The organism is Nonomuraea sp. NPDC050790, from assembly GCF_044456745.1.
In the GTDB taxonomy this organism is placed as follows: domain Bacteria; phylum Actinomycetota; class Actinomycetes; order Streptosporangiales; family Streptosporangiaceae; genus Nonomuraea.
Map to the genome: position 1 here is coordinate 29,359 of NZ_JBITGF010000004.1, position 18,941 is coordinate 48,299.

16 protein-coding genes are annotated in these 18,941 nt (G+C 71.0%); 6 read left to right on the top strand and 10 right to left on the bottom strand.

Features of this window, described 5'->3' with window-relative positions:
- Positions 1-62: 62 nt before the first annotated feature.
- Both ACIBEJ_RS20575 and ACIBEJ_RS20580 read left to right on the top strand, forming a co-directional pair.
- Complete coding sequence (locus tag ACIBEJ_RS20575) at positions 63-1,592, top strand: B12-binding domain-containing radical SAM protein (RefSeq protein ID WP_397184359.1); 1,530 nt, start codon at positions 63-65, stop codon at positions 1,590-1,592.
- Positions 1,592-2,212, top strand: coding sequence for a LysE family translocator (locus ACIBEJ_RS20580; RefSeq protein ID WP_397184360.1), 621 nt, complete (start codon positions 1,592-1,594; stop codon positions 2,210-2,212). Before ACIBEJ_RS20575 ends, ACIBEJ_RS20580 begins: the two co-directional genes overlap by 1 nt.
- Before the next feature lie 66 nt (positions 2,213-2,278).
- Here ACIBEJ_RS20580 and ACIBEJ_RS20585 read toward each other — a convergent pair whose 3' ends face one another.
- Entirely contained in the window at positions 2,279-3,190 is a 912-nt protein-coding gene (locus ACIBEJ_RS20585; RefSeq protein WP_397184361.1) for an alpha/beta hydrolase family protein, read from the bottom strand.
- A 40-nt stretch (positions 3,191-3,230) separates the two neighbouring features.
- Here ACIBEJ_RS20585 and ACIBEJ_RS20590 point away from each other — a divergent pair, with 40 nt between their 5' ends.
- Positions 3,231-3,863 (top strand): TetR/AcrR family transcriptional regulator, encoded by a 633-nt coding sequence (locus tag ACIBEJ_RS20590; protein WP_397184362.1) that lies wholly within the window; start codon positions 3,231-3,233, stop codon positions 3,861-3,863.
- 100 nt (positions 3,864-3,963) lie between these two features.
- A complete protein-coding gene (locus tag ACIBEJ_RS20595; RefSeq protein ID WP_397185268.1) occupies positions 3,964-4,605 on the top strand; it encodes a DNA alkylation repair protein in 642 nt (213 codons plus the stop codon).
- Positions 4,606-4,617: 12 nt separating this feature from the next.
- Here ACIBEJ_RS20595 and ACIBEJ_RS20600 read toward each other — a convergent pair whose 3' ends face one another.
- The 9 genes from ACIBEJ_RS20600 to ACIBEJ_RS20640 form a co-directional block, all read right to left on the bottom strand.
- Complete coding sequence (locus ACIBEJ_RS20600) at positions 4,618-5,793, bottom strand: trypsin-like serine peptidase (RefSeq protein WP_397184363.1); 1,176 nt, start codon at positions 5,791-5,793, stop codon at positions 4,618-4,620.
- 55 nt (positions 5,794-5,848) lie between these two features.
- Complete coding sequence (locus ACIBEJ_RS20605; protein WP_397184364.1) at positions 5,849-6,832, bottom strand: trypsin-like serine peptidase; 984 nt, start codon at positions 6,830-6,832, stop codon at positions 5,849-5,851.
- A gap of 121 nt (positions 6,833-6,953) precedes the next feature.
- Entirely contained in the window at positions 6,954-7,796 is an 843-nt protein-coding gene (locus ACIBEJ_RS20610) for an NAD-dependent epimerase/dehydratase family protein (RefSeq protein WP_397184365.1), read from the bottom strand.
- The gene (locus ACIBEJ_RS20615) at positions 7,796-9,988 is read right to left on the bottom strand and encodes an FAD-dependent oxidoreductase (protein WP_397184366.1); all 2,193 of its coding nucleotides are present in this window, start codon (positions 9,986-9,988) and stop codon (positions 7,796-7,798) included. The genes ACIBEJ_RS20610 and ACIBEJ_RS20615 overlap by 1 nt, the downstream gene beginning before the upstream one ends.
- Positions 9,988-12,219 (bottom strand): hypothetical protein, encoded by a 2,232-nt coding sequence (locus tag ACIBEJ_RS20620; protein ID WP_397184367.1) that lies wholly within the window; start codon positions 12,217-12,219, stop codon positions 9,988-9,990. The genes ACIBEJ_RS20615 and ACIBEJ_RS20620 overlap by 1 nt, the downstream gene beginning before the upstream one ends.
- 21 nt (positions 12,220-12,240) lie before the next feature.
- Positions 12,241-13,089: a carbohydrate ABC transporter permease gene (locus ACIBEJ_RS20625; protein WP_397184368.1), complete on the bottom strand. Its 849-nt coding sequence runs from the start codon at positions 13,087-13,089 to the stop codon at positions 12,241-12,243.
- A complete protein-coding gene (locus ACIBEJ_RS20630; protein ID WP_397184369.1) occupies positions 13,086-13,952 on the bottom strand; it encodes a carbohydrate ABC transporter permease in 867 nt (288 codons plus the stop codon). The genes ACIBEJ_RS20625 and ACIBEJ_RS20630 overlap by 4 nt, the downstream gene beginning before the upstream one ends.
- Positions 13,949-15,307 (bottom strand): ABC transporter substrate-binding protein, encoded by a 1,359-nt coding sequence (locus ACIBEJ_RS20635; RefSeq protein ID WP_397184370.1) that lies wholly within the window; start codon positions 15,305-15,307, stop codon positions 13,949-13,951. Before ACIBEJ_RS20635 ends, ACIBEJ_RS20630 begins: the two co-directional genes overlap by 4 nt.
- Positions 15,308-15,410: 103 nt before the next feature.
- Entirely contained in the window at positions 15,411-16,382 is a 972-nt protein-coding gene (locus ACIBEJ_RS20640) for a LacI family DNA-binding transcriptional regulator (protein WP_397184371.1), read from the bottom strand.
- A gap of 147 nt (positions 16,383-16,529) precedes the next feature.
- On the opposite strand from ACIBEJ_RS20640, the gene ACIBEJ_RS20645 reads away from it, so the two are divergent.
- Together ACIBEJ_RS20645 and dxr are read left to right on the top strand one after the other, a co-directional pair.
- On the top strand, positions 16,530-17,672 hold the full coding sequence (locus tag ACIBEJ_RS20645) for a mandelate racemase/muconate lactonizing enzyme family protein (protein WP_397184372.1): 1,143 nt from the start codon (positions 16,530-16,532) through the stop codon (positions 17,670-17,672).
- Positions 17,673-17,705: 33 nt separating this feature from the next.
- Positions 17,706-18,938 (top strand): 1-deoxy-D-xylulose-5-phosphate reductoisomerase, encoded by a 1,233-nt coding sequence (gene dxr, locus ACIBEJ_RS20650; RefSeq protein ID WP_397184373.1) that lies wholly within the window; start codon positions 17,706-17,708, stop codon positions 18,936-18,938.
- Positions 18,939-18,941: the final 3 nt, after the last annotated feature.

An 18,941-nucleotide genomic window follows, 5' to 3' on the forward strand; every position in this document is an offset into this window, starting at 1 on the left:
GACCCGGCGTGCGCTCCGAACGGTCCGTACCTGCTGGACCGGCACCTCTGAGAGGAAACTCGATGACCAAGAAGGTACAGAGTGTCCTGCTCGTCAACGCCGGCAGCGACGCTGATGTCTCCTCGATCGCGAACGACGGCACGTTTCCCGCCCTCGGCGTCGTCTCGCTGGCGACCGTGCTGCGACGCGACCATCCCGACCTGGACGTGGTGGCCGTCGACGGCCAGATCACGCCCATGGCGGAGATCGAACAGCTCGTCAGGGACCTCGACCCCGACGTCCTCGGCGTGGGCGTGCTGGCCACGTCCTACGGCAACGCCCTGCGGCTGGCCGAACTGGGCAAGAACGCCGGCGCGGTCACCGTCTTCGGCAACGACCAGGCGACGGCCATGGCCGAGCGGATCCTGAAGCACCGCGAGGCCGTCGACTACGTGTGCGCCGCCGACATCGGCGAGTTCGCCCTGTCGGCCTTGGTGAGCGCGGTGAAGGGGGAGCGCCCGATCGAGTCGGTGCCCGAACTCCTCTACCGCACGCCTCGCGGGCTGGCGCACAACCGCCTGCCCGAGATCCCGCCCGAGGCGGTCAGGGGCGGCGGAGGCGCGTACACCACGATGGTCCTGGACGCCATTCCCGTGCCCGACCGCACGTTGATGCCGGACAACAACTGGAAGCGCTACCTGGACAACTATCTCGGCCGTTACGGCGGCTTCCACGACGACGAGGAGATCACCGGTGTCACCACCATGAACCGGGCCCGGGGCTGCGCCCGGGTCAAGGCGCCCTGCCACTTCTGCGGGATCATGGACCTGAGCCTGCGATTCTCCTCTCCCGAGATGTTCTGGAACGACGTGCGCACCGCCCAGGAGCAGATCTCGGCCTCGATCTTCTACGAGGCGTTCGACAGCATGAGCAGTTCGCCGCGCTGGGTGAAGGCCGTGGTCGAGGCCAGGCCGGACGACATCGGCGAGCCGAAGTTCTTCGTGTACACGCAGGCGGCGGAGACCAACCCGCGCCTGGTCGATCTCTACCGGAGGCTCGGCGTCTACCGGGTGAACATGGGCCTGGAGGCCGGCGACACCAGGATGCTCAAGGTGCTCAAGGGCCCGCGCGACAGCCTGGAGAACAACCAGCGGGCCTGCCGGATGTTCCAGGAGGCCGGCATCCTCATCCACGGCTCGCTGGTCCTGGGCGGGCCGGGCGAGGACGAGGAGAGCCTGGAGAACACGGTCAGGTTCGCCCGCTGGCTGATCGACAACGAGATGATGGCCTCCCTCGAAGCCCAGCCGCTCTACCCCGACTTCGGCGCCCTGACCGGCAAGTGGATGATGAACCCCGACCTCGCCCGCCAGGTCGCCAAGGAGCGGGGCTTCGAGATCTACGACGAGGAGCTCCTCGACCTCATGCCGTCCAAGTACGGCACGAGCGACATCGTCGACTTCGACGAGGTCTCCAAGGACTGGTGCACGATCTTCAGCCGGTCCACCTGGGACGAGCTCATCGAGGCCACGCACATCATCCGCTCCTACGCGGAACGCTGCGGCACCGTGACCGGCTCCGGGCGCATCACCCAGGCCACGCTGGGGTCGTTCTAGTGCTCTCGCTGCTGGCCGCCACCGTTCTGTCGTGCGCCCTCGTGGTCCTGACGCCCGGTCCGGGCGTCCTGATGGTGCTGCACCTCGGGGCCAGTGGCGGCCGGCGCTCCAGCTTCGTGTTCGTCCTGGGTCACCTGGCCGGGGATCTGGTGTGGGCGGCGCTGGCGCTGGTGGCCCTGCGATGGGTGCAGGTCATCTCGCCCGTCTTCTTCGCCGTGCTGACCGTGGCCAGCGCCCTCTACCTGGTCTACCTGGGCGTACGTGCCATGGTGTCCGCGGGCGCCCCACGCCCGGAGCCGGTCGGCACCGGGCGGCGGGCCGTGCTCCAGGGCGCCGCCTTCGGCATGACCAACCCCAAGAGCTACCCGGTGACCCTCGCCGTCTTCACCGCGGTGCTCGGCGACCGGATCGACCTGCTGACCGTCTCCACCCTCCCGCTGTTCCTCGCCGCCGGTCTCCTCGGCTGCCTGGCCTCGGGGACGCTGCTGGCGTGGATCTCGGGCCTGCCCGCCCTCCGGCAGGCGTACGGCAGGGCGGCCCCGGCGATCAGCCGGCTGGTGGCGCTGGTCTTCTTCGGCTTCGCCGCCTGGTCGATCGCCCATCTCCTGCTGAACCGCTGAACCCCGCCTCGCCCAGGTCGGGCAGGGCGCGCACGGTGTGGGTCCCGATGCCCGCGGTGACGGGGATCATCGCTGCTTGCTCCGCACCGATCCCAGGGGGTCGCTCTCGCCTTCGAGGGCGGTGACCGCCTCCTTCCACGCGGTGTCCTCCTGGTGCAGGGCGCTGCGCAGGTAGGCCGTGGTGAGCCGCTGGACCAGGGCGACGCGCGCGGGGCTGGCGTCCGTGGTCTCGGCGACGTCGTGGCCGGAGACGCCGCCGAGCGAGTGCTCGCCGCCGAACACCGTGAGGAGGCTCTTGTCTCCCGGGCTGTGGACGTAGGGGTCGGTGAACCAGTCGGGTCCGCGCGTGGACAGGTGCGACTGGTCGCGGTCCCCGGCGACGACGAGGGCCGGGGTGGTCATGGTGGCGAAGGACGGCCGCATGAAGGGGAAGTGCTCCTCGGCGAACGGGACCAGGTCGTCGCCCAGTCCGGTCGCGGCGAGCAGGACACCCGCCTGGACGCGGGGGTCGGACAGGTCCTCGCCCGGCACGCCCTCGGCGTCCAGGACGCGCGCGCCCAGCAGGGCGCCGGCCGTCTGCGCGCCCCAGGAGTGCCCGGCCACGGCCACGCGGCCGCGGTCCACGCGTCCGGCCAGGCCCGGCACGGCGGCCACCAGGGTGTCGAGTTCGTCGATGACGCGGACGAGGTCCTGGATGCGGATGCGCCAGATGTCCGGCGTCCTGGGGTCTTCCTGAGGCACGGCGAGCGTTCTGGAGTCGAGGTGGGTGGGGAGCAGGACCACGAAACCGGCGGCGGCCCAGTGGTCGGCCAGCGGGGCGTAGCCGTTCATCGACCAGCCGAAGCCGTGCGAGAAGACGACGACCGGCAGGCCGCTGCCGGCGGCGGGGGCGCAGACGCGGACCTGGAGGTCCTCGCCGCGGTCCGGGGCGGGCAGGACCACCGGCTGCGCGGAGATCACGGTGGTGGGTTCTGACATGGCGAACTCTCCGTTCGGAGGATGGATCTGCCATCATGGAATGAAGCGGAACGTTGCTCCGCTAACGATACGGAACACGGTTCCGCTTTGCAAGCTCGGAGGGAGTTCTGTCGTGGACGACGGCGTGGCCGGATCCAGGCGCAAGGACGCGCGACGCAACCAGCGGGCCCTGCTGGAGGCGGCCGCCGCGGTCTTCGTCACCTCGGGCGTGGAGGCGCCGGTACGCGACATCGCGGCCAAGGCCCAGGTCGGGATCGGCACGATCTACCGCCACTTCCCGACCAGGGCCGACCTCGTCATCGCCGTCTACCGCCATCAGGTGGACGCCTGCGCGGAGGCCGGGCCCGCGCTGCTGGCGTCCAGCCCGACCCCGCACGCCGCCCTCGCGAGCTGGGCCGACCTCTTCGTCGACTTCCTGGTGACCAAGCACGGGCTCGCGGCGGCGATGCGCAACGACGCCGCCGGGTTCGAGACCCTGCACGCCTACTTCCTCGACCGCCTCCTGCCGGTGTGCGCCCAGCTCCTGGAAGCCGCCTCCGGCGAAATCCGGGCCGACGTGGACGCGTACCAGTTGATGCGCGGCATGGGGAACCTGTGCGTCGGCGCGGAGCACGACCCCCGCTACGACCCCCGCAAGCTGGTCGCGACCCTCGTCGCCGGCCTGCGCCGGTAGCGCCGCCTTCGCGTGAGGACGGGACCGGGTGGGCGTACCATCGCACTGACGTGAGGGACAGGAGGCTGGGGTGGGCGAGACGACGCCGATCGCGAGTGTGATGGCCGAGCTGGCCGCGCTCGAGGACCCGAAGATCCGCGAGGTGAACGAGAGGCACGGCGACGACCACGGCGTGAACCTCGGCAAGCTGCGCGCGATCGCCAAGCGGCTGAAGACACAGCAGGAACTCGCCCGCGAGCTCTGGAAGACGGGCGACACCGCCGCGCGGCTGCTGGCCCTGCTGATCTGCCGTCCGAAGGGCTTCGAGCGCGACGAACTGGACATCATGCTGCGCGAGGCGCGCAAGCCGAAGGTGCAGGACTGGCTGGTCAACTACGTGGTGAAGAAGAACGCCCACGCCGAGGAACTGCGCCTGATCTGGTTCCGCGATCCCGACCCGGTGGTCGCGAGCGCCGGGTGGGCCCTCACCACCGAGAACGTGGGCAAGAAGCCCGAGAGCCTCGACCTGGAGGAACTTCTCGACCTCATCGAGAAGGAGATGAAGACCGCTCCCGATCGCCTCCAGTGGGCGATGAACGCCTGCCTGGCCAACATCGGGATCGAGCACGCCGGGCACCGCGCCCGCGCCGTCGCCATCGGCGAGCGCCTGGAGGTGCTCAAGGACTACCCGACCGCGCCCGGCTGCACGTCCCCGTTCGCGCCGATCTGGATCGCCGAGATGGTACGGCGCCAGCCCGCCTAGCCGGGCACGCGCTCAGGAGTTCTGGGCCGTGGTGAACAGGGCACGGGCGGAGTCGCCGAAGTAGGGGCCGTACATGGTGCCCTGGTCGTCGGAGTACTTGAAGCTGCTCACCGAGGTCACCGTGCCCTTGCCCGTCGCCGCGTCGAAACGGGTCAGCCAGGGGCCGCCGCTGGAGCCCGCGGTCATGTCGCAGCCGAGGCCCTGGTCGCGGGTCTGGCCGTAGGGGTCGTTGCGCAGGCGGCCCGCGCAGTAGAACAGGCGCTCGCCGTCGTAGGGCGGGTCGGCCGGGTAGCCGAAGCCGTACGCCTGGCCGCCTCTCGCGCCGTTGAAGGCGATCTCCTGGAAGCCCACCACGTCGCCGACGTGCCGGCCCCGGTGGGTGTTGAGGGCGACCATGCCCACGTCATAGCTGTCGTCGCCGCTGCGCGACCACGGCCCCGCCACGAACATCCGCCGGGCCGTGTACGCCCCGTACGGCTGCCCCCCGCCCTCCTGGTATCCGGGGACGAACGTCCAGTTGTCCGCCCATTCGCCCGCCCCGTCCTTCACGCAGTGGCCCGCGGTGACGACGACGTCCCGGTTGGCGCTCTTGACGGTGCCCGCCGAGCAGACGAAGTCGACGCCCGCCACGGTGAGGAAGACCCGGCCGGTGGTCTTGGACACCAGGCCGCCGGTCACCCAGCGCGAGCCCGAGGTCGTGGTCTGTGGCCTGGCCGACTGGTGCTGGGGCGTGGCGCGGGCCGCCGTTCCCAGCGCTCCCGGCGCCACCGACGCCGCGGCGCCGTCGAGCAGTTCGGAGACGGCGCGGTCGGTGGCCGGTCCCTTGCCGGGCAGTTCGGGGACGGGCAGCCTGGCGACGCCGCCGGTCACCTCGGGCCTCGTGCCCACCCCGGAGCGGCTGGCCGTCCCGCTGAGCAGCCCGCCGTCCTTCATGACGATGCCGAGCAGGTCGATCGGCAGCGCGGCCGCCATGCGCCGCGGTGTCCAGTAGCCGAGCACGCGCCGCTGGTCCGCGGGTGAGCGGGCGGCGACGTGCTCGACGACCTCGGCGCGGGGGGCCGCGCGCTCGACGCTGGTGACGGACGGACGGCCGGGGGGCTGCTGAGCGGGAGCAGCGCCGATGAGTGCCGGTCCCACCAGTCCCGCGACGAGCGGTGCCGCGGCAAGCAGGGGGGTGCTCAGGGTCATGAACCCCGAGTGTGCACTACGTGGGGTGTTGTTGTGACTACTTTCGGTAAATGCGTCAGAGGGCGTCGGTGCTCTGAGCGGAGTTGTAGACCGCCAGGGCTTCTGTCCCGAAGTAGGGGCCGAACATCCAGTTGGGGGCGAAGTTGTATTTGAAGCTGTTGACCGAGTTGAGCGTGCCCAGCCCGGAAGTCTCGTTGAAATTCTGGAACCACGGACCGCCGCTCGAACCACCGGTCATGTTGCATGTCAGGCCGTGGTCGCGGGAGAGCAGGAAGTCGTCGAAAGTGCGCCCGGCGCAGTAGATCAGCTTCGACCCGTCGTACGGCGCCGCCGCCGGGTAGCCGAAGGCGTGCATCTGCACCCGCCGGCCCTGGTTGAAGGAGACGCCCTGCCCGCCCACCGCGTCCACCAGCGTCTTGCCCGACAGGGGCGCGACGACCGCGGCGGCCATGTCGTGGTTGATGTCCTCGCGGGCGTTCCACTGCGGCGTGGTGAGCAGCTTGGTGGCCGCCCAGGTGCCGTGGGGCCGCTGGCCGGCGTTGTAGCCGGGCACGAAGACCCAGTTGGTGTGGAAGGCGCCGCCCATCTTGACGCAGTGTCCCGCGGTGATGACGACGCTCTCGTTCGCGCTGGTCACGGCGGAACCCGAGCAGGAGGCGTTGCGGCCCTGGTAGGTGAAGAAGATCCGGCCGGTGGTCTTCACCACGGCGCCGCCGCGGGTCCATGGGGCGCCGCCGCTGGCCTGGGCCTGCTGGGGAGCGCTGGTGGGCGGGGCGCCCCAGGGGTTGCCGTTGGGCTCGCCGGGGCTTCCCGGGCCGTGCTTGGCGTTGGCCTTGGGCGCGGGGGGAGTGAGCGGCTGCGCGTCCTCCATCTTCTGCGGGGTCCAGTAGGACAGGACCTCGCGCTGCTCGGACTTGCTGTCTGCGGCGGCCTTGGCGGCGGGCTTGGGTCCCGCCGCGGCCTGGGCCGCCCCGGCCGGGAGCAGGGCGCTCCCGGCCGCGAGGGTGACGAGGGAAAGCAGAGCGACTCTGCGGTGCATTACGTACCTCCCGAAACCGGATCTGAGGTTGGAAGGTAGCGGTGCCAATATCCCTATTTCTCAAGATTTACAGGAACAGATATAGCGATATTCGGGCATTAATCCCGTCTCTTATCTGGCGTCACAGGGGTAGCCGGTATTCGGCCGTGAATCCCAGCAGCCGCTCCGCCTTCGACAGGTCCACCGGGACGGTTCGGCCGGGCAACGGGGCGCGTACCTCGGTGCCGGGGTGGTAGCGGCGCAGCAGTTCCTCCGTCGGCTCCTTCGCCATCGTCTCCGGCGCGCAGACGTTCACCACCTCCACGCCCGGACCCGGCACGCCCAGCGCCAGCACGCAGGCGCGGGCGGCGTCGCGCGTCTCCAGGTAGGCCCAGTAGCCGCGCGCGTGCGTGCCGGGATCGGCGGCGCACAGCGCGGCGAACGCGTTGAGCCGCTCCTCGAACCCGCCCACGTACGGCAGGCGCAGCGCGACGACCCCCATCCCGTGCCGCCGCGCCATCGTCGCCGAGGTCAGCTCGTCCACCTGCTTGGACAGCGCGTAGGGATCCTCGGACTGCGACGGCAGCAGCTCGTCCACCGGCACGTACGCCGGATGCAGCTCCCTGGCCGCGAACGGCACCCCGTCGGCCGCCATCGAACTGGCCAGGCACACCCGGCGCACCCCTGCCAGCCCGGCCTGCTCCAGCACGGTGAAGGTGGCCAGCGTGTTCACGCCGAACACCCGCTCGGCGGGCAGATGCTCGGGCGTGGCGATCGCGGCGAGGTGGATCACCGCGTCCACGCCGTCCAGCGCCTCCCGCACGGCCACCGGGTCGCCCGCCTCACCGCTCACCACCCGGACCGCGGGCAGGCCGCCCGGATCCGACCGTTCCAGCGCGACCGCCTCGACACCCCGCGCCGCCAGCAGGTCGAGTACCGCCCGCCCGATCCGTCCCGCCGCGCCGGTCACCAGAACCCGTTCCATCAGTACGCCCTCACCGCGATCACGTGCGCGGACGGCGCGCCGTTCGACGACTCCACGACGATCCGCAGCCCCTCCGCCGTCACGGGCTCGGCCAGCGGATGGACGATCCGCCTGCGCCGGTTGCCGCGCGCCTCGGCCACCTGCCGCCACTCACCCCCGGCCATCGCCTCGACGCGGTAGTCGCGCACGAGCGTCGGGATGATCTCGAACGGCGTGCGGTGGTGGTGCAGGTTGATCAGATCCTCGTTCACGTCGTCGTCGGCGATCACCTCCACCCGCCCGATCGTCACCGGCTCCGGCCAGCGCAGCTCCAGCGCGGCGGGCAACGTGGCCGAGACCCACATGTGCGGCCCGGCGTAGGGGCGCTGGTAGCCGTCGAGGGCCTTCTCCGGCGCGAACGCCGACGTCGCCCCCGTCTCCATGCAGAAGGTACGGCGCAGCAACCCGCGATCGGTCCACTCCCGGAGCGGCTGCGGCGACTCGGCCCCCGGCGGCAGCGGCACCCGCGTGAAGCACAGCACGCCGGGCGTCGCCTGGTCCGCCACGTGCAGCGACACCAGCGGATTGGCCCTGACCAGCACGAACGCGTTGCGGGCGGTCTCCGGACGCCAGTCCAGGCCCAGCTCCACCCACTGCTTCTCGCTCTCGGCCAGCGCGACCTCGCCGGTGGCGACCAGCTCGCGCGGGACGTAGTTCTGGCCCAGGACGGGATCGTGCAGCTCGACCGTGAGCGTGGTGTCCCCGGCGGCGTCGAGCAGCAGCCTGACCCCGGTGAGCGACGGGTCGGCCGGCAGCACGATCCCCGCGTCGGCGTCCAGCCGCCACGCCTCCTGCGGAGTGTCGGCCACGAGCCTGGTCAGGGTGCCGGAGGCGGTGGCGGCAGCCGTACCGCAGAGGTCTTCGGGGTCCTCGTAGCGCAGGCCGACGACGGAGGCGTCCTCGCGCAGGAGCGTGCGCTGCAGGTCGGCGACCGGCAGGTCGCGCGGGCGCGCGCCCGTCGCGGCGCACAGGGCGGCGGCGGTGCCCGCGGCCTGGCCGATCGTGGCGCAGGTGGCCATGACCCTGGTGGAGCCGAAGGCCACGTGGGAGGCGGAGATGTTGCGCCCGGCCATGAGCAGGTTGGGCACGTCGGCCGAGTAGAGCGAGCGGTAGGGGATGTGGTAGATCCCGTCGGCGTAGCGCTGCTTGGCCCCGGCCTCGGTGGCGTACATGCCCTGCGGCGGGTGCAGATCGATCGACCAGCCGCCGAAGGCGACCCGGTCCTCGAAGGGCGTCTGGCCGAGCACGTCGTGCTGGGTGAGCACGTAGTCGCCGAGCAGGCGCCGGTACTCCCGCTTGCCGGGCAGCGCGCCCACCCATTCGAGCGTCATCGTGTCGGCCTCGAACCGGCCCGAGTTCTTGATGTGGTCCCAGATGCCGTAGATGACCGACCAGAGCTCGTCGCGGATGCGGTCGTTGTCGTGGACGGTGTCGAGCTCACCGCCGAACTCGATCCACCAGTAGGCGCAGCCGTTGTCGCCGGCCTTGATGATGCGGCGCTCGGGGATCGAGGTCTTGGTGATGTCCTTGGCGAAGTCCGGCGGGACGTAGCGGACCGGCTCGCCGGCGTCCTTGGTGTAGAAGAGCAGCGTGCTGCCGAGCGTGATGTCGTCGGCGACCTCGGGCGCCCACGGCTCGCCGTACTCCTGGCGGCCCTCGCGGCCGACGCGGTGGCTCGCGCCGGCGAGGTGGCCGACCAGGCCGTCGCCGGTGCAGTCGAGGAACAGCGCGGACTCGAAGGTGATCTCCCGCTCGGAGCCCATCATCCAGCCGGTGACCGACTCGACGCCGCCGGGTCCCGCCTTCACGTGGCGCACGTCGGTGTTGAGGAAGACCGAGAGGTTCGGCTCGGCGCGCACGGCGTCCAGGATCGTGGTGTCCCAGAAGTAGGGGTTGCCGTGCGGATTGCGGTACTGGTTCTCGACGAACAGCTCGCCCATGATGCCGCCCTCGCGGGCGTGGTGGTTCTTGCCGTGTCCGGTGGCGCCGCAGACCCAGACGCGGACCTCGCTGCTGGAGTTGCCGCCGAGCACCGGCCGGTTGTTGACGAGGGCCACGGTACGGCCCAGGCGGGCGGCGGCGATGGCGGCACAGGTTCCCGCCAGGCCACCGCCGACCACCGTGATGTCGGTGTTTATGGTTTCTTGTCGCATTAGCACAATCCGTAGTAGATGCGGGGAGCGCCGTCCAGGGTCAGCGTGACCCTGCCGTTCTTCACCGGGACCCGGGTCTCGCGGCCGATGCAGTCCACCACCCGCACGTACGCGCCCTTGGCGGCCAGCGTGACCCGCGTCTTGGTGGGCCAGTTGTCCACCCACGCCTCGGTGTGCGGGTACCACGGGTCCGCGCCGTGATCGGCGTTGAGCAGGTAGCCGTCCTCGCGCGTCCACAGGATGGCGAACCCGTCGAAGCGCAGCCCCTTGACCTGCTGGTTCTTGAACGTCATCCACTCGGTGAACCGGGCGCCCTCCAGCGTCCTGGTGGCCGTGGCGTAGGCCAGCAGGGCGGCCTTGACGCTGGTGTCGCGGTTCAGGAGGCCGAAGTGGTACTCGGGGTTGTTCGGGTCGGCCTCCTGCGGGTGGTGGATGGTGCTGTCGTGGGGCTGGTACCAGTTCACGCCGTCCACCCCCTCCGAGACCGCCAGGGCCAGCGTGAGCAGCGTGTTCTCGGCCGCCTGCCGGTGGTTGTCGTTCCACCAGCGGTTGGGGCGGGTGCAGGCGTACGCCTCGGTCAGCCACAGTTCCTTGCCGCCGCCGTGCTCGTCCAGGGTCCTGCGCGCCTCGCGCAGCGCGCCGAGGAAGTTCCAGTACGTGCCGTTCTCGCCCTGCTGCCACTCCGACGGCGGCGGCGCGTAGTCCGGGGTGAAGTTGCCCCGGCCCGGGTGGAAGGCGAAGACGTCGATGAGCGGCCAGCCGCCCGCCTTGTGGAAGTTCGCGGTCCAGTTGACGTCCATGCCGCCGAGGCCGCAGTTCATGAGCTTGATGCCGGAGCCGTGCAGGCGGTCGTAGATCGGCTTGAGCCCGTCGCGCACGTACTCGGCCGCCTTCTGGCCGGACATCCACGGCTGGTTGAGCTCGTTGGCCACCTCGAAGTAGCGGGCGCCGGAGGCGCGGGCGATCGCCGCCTTCTCATCGGCCCACTTGGTGATCTGCTCGGCCGTGCCGTTGAAGATGACGCCGCCGAGCTGCACGTTGTGCGGGATGCCGAGGGCGTCGAGCTCGGCGGGGGACAGGCCCGGCGCGCCGTCGTAGGCGATGCGGACCGTCTTGACGCCGATCCGCGTCATGAGCCGGCCCACGGACTCCTTGTCGGGAACGAGCATCCACGTGTAGTTCGCGATGCCGAAGCGGCCCTCGGGCCGGTAGGCGTGCTCCTTGAGCGTGGCCAGGTTGGTACGGGCGAACACCTCGTCGGTCCCGGCGACGGCCCTGACCTCGGTGAACACGATGCCCTGCGGGGCGCCGGCGACGGTGAACGTCTCGTCCCAGACCGCGCCGGGCGCGAGCGTCCGGTCGAGCGTGCCGCCGCCGACCTGCCGGCCGTCGAAGTCGCGGGCCCACCACGTCAGCCGCACCGGCCGCGACCCGGCGGCGCCGTTCACGACCTGCGCCTTTATCGCCATGGGTGCGGCGCTGTCATAGAGGCCGAAGGGCTGCTCGCTCCAGACGTCGACGCTGAGCGGCGCGCCCGCCCCCAGCGCGTTGGCGGCGGCCGGGCGCATCGCGCCGAGCACCAGCTCCACGTCGGTGACGCCGTCGGCGCCCGCGGGCGCGTGGATCCAGCTCGCGTTCGTGAAGGCGGGCGTGGTCTTGGCCAGCCGGAAGTACGCCTGCGTGTCGCTCCACGTCTCCTGGTAGAGCGCCCCGTCGTTGACCTCGTACGGCACGCCGCCCCGGGGATCGCGCGCCCACTTGGTCGCCGGCACGTAGCGCTCGGGCGCGGAGGGGGCCAGCAGCGTCCTGGCGAACATGTAGCCGGTCGGCGTGAGCGTCGTACTGCCGGAGACCTCCCAGCGCAGGCGGGCCCGGCGGGCGGCGACCGTGAAGGTCCCGCGCACCTTGACCGCCTGGGCGGAGGCGGACATGACGTAGTCGACCTGGATCGCCGGCCGGCCGTCCACGGTGACCAGGGAGGGCGTGCCGCCGAACGTGCGCTGCTGCCCTAAGACGCTGTCCTTGATCATGAAGTGCGTGAGCTTGATCCGGTCTGCGCCGTCGCCGACCAGGATCGAGCCGTCGGCCTGGGCGGCCAGCCTGATGCCGTCGGCCTCGATCACCGGCGGCGCGGCGCTCGCCTGGGCGGGCGTCGCGCCGAGGGTGGCGGCGGGTGTGATGGCGGCGGCGCCCGCGATCTGCAGGGCGTTACGGCGTGAGATTTCCGGCATGGGGGTGCCTTTCGCGAGGTTCTAGCCCTTGACGCCGGTGAATCCCAGACCGGCGACGATGTACTTCTGGAAGATCAGGAAGATCAGCACCGGCGGGGCGAGCGCCATCGCCATGGCGGCGATCAGCTCGTCCTGCGGCGCCTGCTCGGCCAGGTTGGCCAGCGCGACGCTGATCGGCTGCTTCTCCGGGTCGGTGAGGGCCACCAGGGGCCAGATGAAGTCCTTCCAGCTGTGCATGACGGCCAGCAGGCTGATGACCGCCAGGATCGGCCGGCTCATCGGCAGCACGATCCTGGTCAGCAACTGCCAGGTGGTCGCCCCGTCGATGCGCGCCGCCGCGAACAGTTCGGCCGGCAGCGCGTCGAAGAAGCGCTTGGCCAGCAGCACGTTGAACGCGCTCGCCCCCGCCGGCAGCCAGATCGACCAGTAGGTGTCGACCAGCCCCAGGTCGATGACGGTCATGAACAGGCTGACCATCGACACCGTGTACGGGACGAACATCGTGGCCAGGATCGCCCCGTACACGTACCGGCCGAACCGGGGCCGCAGCACCGACAGCGCGAACCCGGCGGTGACCGCCACGAACAGTTGCACCGCCCACGCCCCGCCGACGACCTGCAGCGTGTTGAGCAGATACCCGCCGACGCCCAGATCGGTCCAGGCGGTGACGAAGTTCTCCGGGCGCGGGTCGTCCGGCCACAGCGCCAGCGGCCTGGCGATCAGGTCGGCCGAGGGCGAGACCGCGCCCTTGACCGTCATGTAGAGCGGCCCGATCCCCAGCGCCACCAGCAGGCCGAGCGTGGCCCACTGGATCGAGCGCAGCGCGGCCCGTACGGCCGGCCGCCGCTCCTCCACCGGCGAGATCATCATGAGGCGCTCCAGCTCCGGGTCGCCCGCAGGTACACCGCGGACAGGATGCCCAGGACGATCGCCAGCAGCAGCGACAGCGCGGCGGCCTGGCCGTAGGCGCCGTCCTGGAAGGCGTAGCGGAAGATCAGCAGCAGCACGGTCAGGGTGGCGTTCTCCGGGCCGCCGCCGGTGAAGACGTACGGCTCGGTGAACACCTGCATCGTGGTGATGAGCTGCATGAGCAGCAGCAGCCCGATGACCGGGCGCAGTTGCGGCAGCGTGATGTGCCAGATCCTGGCGCGGATGGAGGCGCCGTCCATCTGCGCCGCCTCGTACAGCTCCGAGGGGATGCCGACGATGGCCGCCAGGTAGATGAGGACCGCGCCGCCCATCCCCGCCCACGTCGCCTGGAGGACCAGGCTGAGCATCGCGCTGCCCGGTGAGTCCAGCCACGGGAACGGTCCCAGGCCGACCAGGCCGAACAACTCGTTGAACAGGCCGTGCCCGGGGTCGTAGAACCACTTCCACAGCAGGATCGCCACGACCGGCGGGATGACGACCGGCAGGTACGCCAGGAACCGGTAGAGGCCGGCGGCCCGCCGTACCGTGGACATGATCGTGGCCAGGACCAGCGGGGCGGGGAAGCCGATCAGCACCGCCAGCCCGACGAACAGCAGCGTGTTGCGGACCGCGACGCCGAGCAGCGGGTCGGCGAACAGCGAGGTGAAGTTGGCCGTGCCGACCCACTCGGCCGGGTCGACCAGGTTGGTGCTCTGGAAGCTGATCAGCAGCCCGCGCACGATCGGCCACCAGGAGAAGGCGCCGAAGACGACGAGCGCGGGCAGCAGGAAGACCAGCGCCGCGAGCGTGTTCCTGCGGATCATCGCTGGGCGGCGGCGAGCTTGGCGTTCACGTCGGTCTCCGCCTTGGCCAGCAGCGCGTCGACGTCGGCGTCCTTGTCGGTGAGCACCGCCTGCACGACCGTGTCGAGCACCGAGTAGACCTGCTGGGCCTGCACGGGCGGCTCGGGCTTGAGCGTGAGCGCGGGTGTGCCCTCCAGCCAGGGCGCGAAGTGCTCCAGCTTGACGTTCACGTGCGGTTTGATCGCCGCGTCGATCCTGGCCTGCTGGGCGGCGTCGAACATCGGCAGCGTCGGCACCCCGACGGCCGACTCGGGGTCCGCGGCGAGCTGCTTGGCCCGCTCGGCCGCCGCGGCCGGGTCGTAGGCGGGCTGGGCGTAGGCGAACAGCAGCCACTTCACCGCCGCCGCGGCCTTCTCCTTGCTCACCGACTTGGGCACCAGGTAGACGTCGCCGCCGGTCAGCGTGGCCTTGCCGCCAGCCTGGGGGAGCGGGCCGATGCCGAACGCGTCGGTGTTCTCCATGCCGTAGGTCATCTTGGCCAGGCGGTAGGTGCCCGGCGTGCCCATGTACATGCCGATCTCGCCGGCGGCGAAGCGCTTGATCACGTCGTTCTGGTCGTTGAGCTGGTTGCTGCCCATCGAGTCGTCGGTCCAGCGCATCTCCTTGAGCAGGGTCAGCGCCTTCTTGGCGGGCTCGGCGTTGAAGGCGGCGACGTACTTGCCGCCCGCGTCCTTCTCCATCTCGCCGCCGTGGGTGTAGGTGAGCATGGTGAGCTGCCAGCCGCCCTGGTTGCTCTTCGACTCGTGGACGAACCCGGCCTTGCCCGTCTTCTCGGCGATCCGCTTGGCGGCCGCGCGGACCTCCTCCCAGGTGGCGGGGGGCTTGTCGGGGTCCAGCCCGGCCATGGAGAACAGCTCGCGGTTGTAGACCAGGCCCTGGGCGAAGGGGGCCTGCGGCACGCCGTACACCTGGCCGGAGGCGTCGCTGAGCGGCTGCAGGACCTGCGGGTTGAACTCCTTGTAGTGCGCCCACTTGCCGAGCTCTTCGGTCAGCGGCTGCACCTGCTTGCGGGCGATGAGGCCCTGCGGCTCGGTCAGGGGGACCCTGATGACCTCCTCCGCCCGCCCGCCGGCCAGCTTGGCCGAGAACGTCAGCGGGTCGAAGGCGGTCGTCGAGCCCTGGACCTCGATGCCCGGGTTCTGCCGCTCGAAGTCCTCGACCATCTTCTTGAACTGGGCCAGGCCGGGCTTGTCCGTGGCGGGCGGCATGCCCTGGACGCGGATCACGACCGCGCCGTCGCCGGCGCTGGGGGATCCGCACGCCGCGAGCGCCGTCGCGAGGACGGCGCAGCCGAGAAGGGCGGCGGTGTGTTTCATGATGACTCTCCCGCATTGGGGCAGGTGGGGATAGAGGTACGGCGTTCGCCGCACCTCCGGGACGGGGGTACGGCGAACGCCGTATCTCCGGGGAGGTTGGGGTTCAGCGGGGGGCGGGGCCCGTGGAGGCGCGTGGGATCAGGCGCGAGCCGATCTCCACCACGCGCCCGGCGCCCCTGCCCGCGATCGTGTCGATGAGCAGGTCGGCGGCCTGGGTGGCGACCTCGTCGGCGGAGATCCTGATCGTGGTCAGCGAAGGGGTGGACGTGGCGGCCAGCAGCGTGTCGTCGATGCCGATCACGCTGACGGCGCCGGGGACCCTGACGTCGAGCTTGGCGAGCTGGTGGAGCACGCCGAGGGCGACCAGGTCGTTGTGCGCGATGACGGCGGTGGCCTCGCCGGAGGCGACCAGGGTCGCGGCGTGCACGCCGGTCTCGAAGCGGGGCTCGTAGGGGCCGAGCTCGGCGAGCGAGAGCTCGTGCGCCTCGAACGACTCCCTTATGGACTTGCCGCGTTCGAGCTCGGGCCGGGAGCCGTTGACGAACACGCAGCGGGTGTGGCCGTAGGCCTTGAGGTGCTCGGCGGCCTGCGAGATGCCGGCCGCCAGCGAGATGCGCAGTTCCGGGATGCCCTCGACGTGCCGGTTGACCAGCACGAGCGGGATCTCAGCGGCCAGTTCGCGCAGCCGTTCCTCGCCGAGCATGGAGGCCCAGAGGACCAGGCCGTCGACCCTCTTGGAGACGGTGGCGATGGTCTCGAGCTCGTCGAACTCCCGCTCGTCGGTGTCGGCGGCCAGGATCGTGTAGCCCTGGCGCCTGGCCCTGGCCTGCATGGCCTTGAAGATCGGCGGGAAGAACGGGTTGTTTATGTCGGGGATGATCAGCCCGAGCGAGCCGGTCCTGCCGCCGCGCAGGGAGCGGGCGGCCGGGTTGGGCGCGTAGCCGAGCTTGGCCGCGGCGTCGAGGATGCGCTGCAGCGTCTGCGGTTGCACCTGGTCGGGTGCGGTGAAGGCACGCGAGACGGTCGAGACGGAGACTCCGGCGGCGCTCGCCACTTCCTTGATGGTTACCGCCACTCCGGCCTCCTCTTCGTTGGTAGCCAGGATGCTTGCAAACGTTACCGCCATGCGTCAAGAGTGATAAATCCAGATCTTTTGCGGATTACGCGGAGATGTCATGATGCGTTCTTGAGATTCTCGGGAACGTTTTCATAGGAGCCACGCGTGAAGATCACCGGCTGGGAAGTGCTGACCCTGCCCGACCACGGCGACAGCATGATGCTGCTGGTCCTGGATACCGACGAGGGCCTGCACGGCATCGGCGAGGTGGGCATCCGCTCGCGCCAGAAGGCCGTCGCCGGCGCCATCGAGCACCTGGGAGAGCTGCTCGTCGGCGAGGACCCGGCCAGGATCGAGCACCTGTGGCAGGTCATGTTCCGCCGCGGCTTCTTCCCCGCCGACCGCTTCGTGTCGGCGGCCATCGCGGCGGTGGACGTGGCGCTCTGGGACATCAAGGGCAAGGCCCTCGGCGTGCCCGTCTACGAACTGCTCGGCGGCCGGGTACGCGACCACGTGCCCGCCTACGTCCACCTGGGCGACGACTACCACGACCTTGAGCGCTTCCTCGCCAAGGCCGGGGACCTGGTCGCCGAGGGATGGGGGCACCTGCGCTTCGCCGTGCCGCACGCGCCGGACGGCGTGCTCGACCAGCGCGCCTCCATGCGGGCCGGGATCGAGCTGTTCCACCAAGTCAGGGCGGCCGTGGGGGACGAGGTCGAGCTCATCCTCGACGTCCACACCCGGCTCGACCCGCCGGAGGCGCTCATCCTGTGCAGGGAGATCGAGGCGGCGCGGCCGTACTTCGTGGAGGACCCGCTGCGCAGCGAGGGCCTGGACGCCTACCGCATGCTCCGCTCCCGTACGGCGGCGCCGCTCGCGGCCGGCGAGCAGTTCGGCTCCAAGTGGGAGTTCCAGCGCCTGGTGGAGGCTGACCTGATCGACTACGCCCGGGTCGACGTCGGCGTGGCGGCGGGCCTGACCGAGGCCAAGAAGATCGCGGCCATGTGCGAGGCCCACTACGTCAAGCTGGCCACCCACAACCCGCTCGGGCCCGTCACCGCCGCCTCCTCCCTCCACCTCAACCTCGCCTGCCCGAACGTGGCGATCCAGGAGCACCAGACCCAGCCGCAGCCCGAGATCGACGCGCTCTTCACCGTCCGGCCGAGGATCCACGCCGGTCGAGTGGAGGTGTCCGATATTCCGGGAATAGGGGTCGACATCGATCGGGAGGCGGCTCGCCGCCACCACGCGGTCGCCGCGGAACGGCCGCATCTGCGCAGCTCGGACGGCGCTTTCACCAACTGGTGACAGGGCGGCGCCGCCGGGCGGGAGAATGGGGCCGTGCATGCAGACATCTCCCGCCCCGTCGTCGTCCTCGGCTCCACCGGCTCGATCGGTACCCAAGCGCTCGACGTGATCGCCGCCCGCCCCGCCGGCTTCCACGTGGTGGCGCTGGCGGCCGGGGGCGGCAGGGCCGGCCTGCTGGCCGAGCAGGCCGCGCGGTTCGGGGTCGAGGCGGTCGCGGTCGCCGACGCGGCAGCCGTACCCGCGCTGAAGGAGGCGCTCGCGGCGCGCGGCGCCCGGCCCGAGGTGCTGGCCGGGCCCGAGGGCGTCGCCGAGGTCGCCACCTGGACGCCGAGCGGATCGGGCGACCTGCCCGGGGCCGCGTGGGCGCCCGGTGCCACGCCGCTCGTGCTCAACGGCATCACCGGCGCGCTCGGCCTGACCTCCACGCTGGCCGCCCTCGACGCGGGGCGCACGCTCGCCCTGGCCAACAAGGAATCGCTGATCATCGGCGGACCGCTGGTCAAGCGGCGGGCCAAGCCCGGCCAGATCCTGCCGGTCGACTCCGAGCACTCCGCGCTGCAGCAGTCGCTGTGGGCGGCCGGCCCGTCCGGCTACGACCCCGAGGCGGTGCGCAAGCTCATCGTCACCGCCTCCGGCGGGCCCTTCCGCGGCAGGCGGCGGGCCGAGCTCACCGACGTCACCCCCGAGATGGCGCTCGCCCACCCCACCTGGTCGATGGGCCCGGTCATCACCATCAACTCCGCGACACTGGTCAACAAGGGGCTGGAGGTCATCGAGGCGCACCTGCTGTTCGACATCGGCTTCGAGCGCATCGAGGTCGTCGTCCACCCGCAGTCGATCATCCACTCCATGGTCGAGTACGTGGACGGCTCCACCATCGCCCAGGCCAGCCCGCCCGACATGCGGCTGCCGATCGCCCTGGCGCTCGGCCACCCCCACCGCGTCGACGGCGCCGCCCGCCCGGTCGACTGGAGCACCGCCCACACCTGGACCTTCGAGCCGCTCGACAACGAGGCGTTCCCGAGCGTCGAGCTGGCCAGGCACGTCGGCGCCGAGGGCGGCACCGCACCCGCCGTCTACAACGCGGCCAACGAGGTCTGCGTGGACGCCTTCATGCGCGGGGCGCTGCCGTTCCTCTCGATCGTGGACACCGTGGCCGAGGTCGTCGCCGAGCACCAGGTCACCCCGGCCGACTCGGTCGAGGAGGTGCTCGCCGCCGACGCCTGGGCCCGAGCGCGTGCCGGTGAGCTCACCGGCGTTGCCTAGACT

Bases quoted from the DNA above. Each gene is read 5' to 3' on its own strand.
- ACIBEJ_RS20585 (WP_397184361.1), bottom strand. From the start codon at position 3,190: ATGTCAGAACCCACCACCGTGATCTCCGCGCAGCCGGTGGTCCTGCCC.
- ACIBEJ_RS20600 (WP_397184363.1), bottom strand. From the start codon at position 5,793: ATGACCCTGAGCACCCCCCTGCTTGCCGCGGCACCGCTCGTCGCGGGA.
- ACIBEJ_RS20630 (WP_397184369.1), bottom strand. From the start codon at position 13,952: ATGATCCGCAGGAACACGCTCGCGGCGCTGGTCTTCCTGCTGCCCGCG.
- ACIBEJ_RS20590 (WP_397184362.1), top strand. From the start codon at position 3,231: ATGAAGCGGAACGTTGCTCCGCTAACGATACGGAACACGGTTCCGCTT.
- ACIBEJ_RS20575 (WP_397184359.1), top strand. From the start codon at position 63: ATGACCAAGAAGGTACAGAGTGTCCTGCTCGTCAACGCCGGCAGCGAC.
- ACIBEJ_RS20595 (WP_397185268.1), top strand. From the start codon at position 3,964: ATGGCCGAGCTGGCCGCGCTCGAGGACCCGAAGATCCGCGAGGTGAAC.
- ACIBEJ_RS20635 (WP_397184370.1), bottom strand. From the start codon at position 15,307: ATGAAACACACCGCCGCCCTTCTCGGCTGCGCCGTCCTCGCGACGGCG.
- ACIBEJ_RS20620 (WP_397184367.1), bottom strand. From the start codon at position 12,219: ATGCCGGAAATCTCACGCCGTAACGCCCTGCAGATCGCGGGCGCCGCC.
- ACIBEJ_RS20625 (WP_397184368.1), bottom strand. From the start codon at position 13,089: ATGATGATCTCGCCGGTGGAGGAGCGGCGGCCGGCCGTACGGGCCGCG.
- ACIBEJ_RS20615 (WP_397184366.1), bottom strand. From the start codon at position 9,988: ATGCGACAAGAAACCATAAACACCGACATCACGGTGGTCGGCGGTGGC.
- ACIBEJ_RS20610 (WP_397184365.1), bottom strand. From the start codon at position 7,796: ATGGAACGGGTTCTGGTGACCGGCGCGGCGGGACGGATCGGGCGGGCG.
- ACIBEJ_RS20605 (WP_397184364.1), bottom strand. From the start codon at position 6,832: ATGCACCGCAGAGTCGCTCTGCTTTCCCTCGTCACCCTCGCGGCCGGG.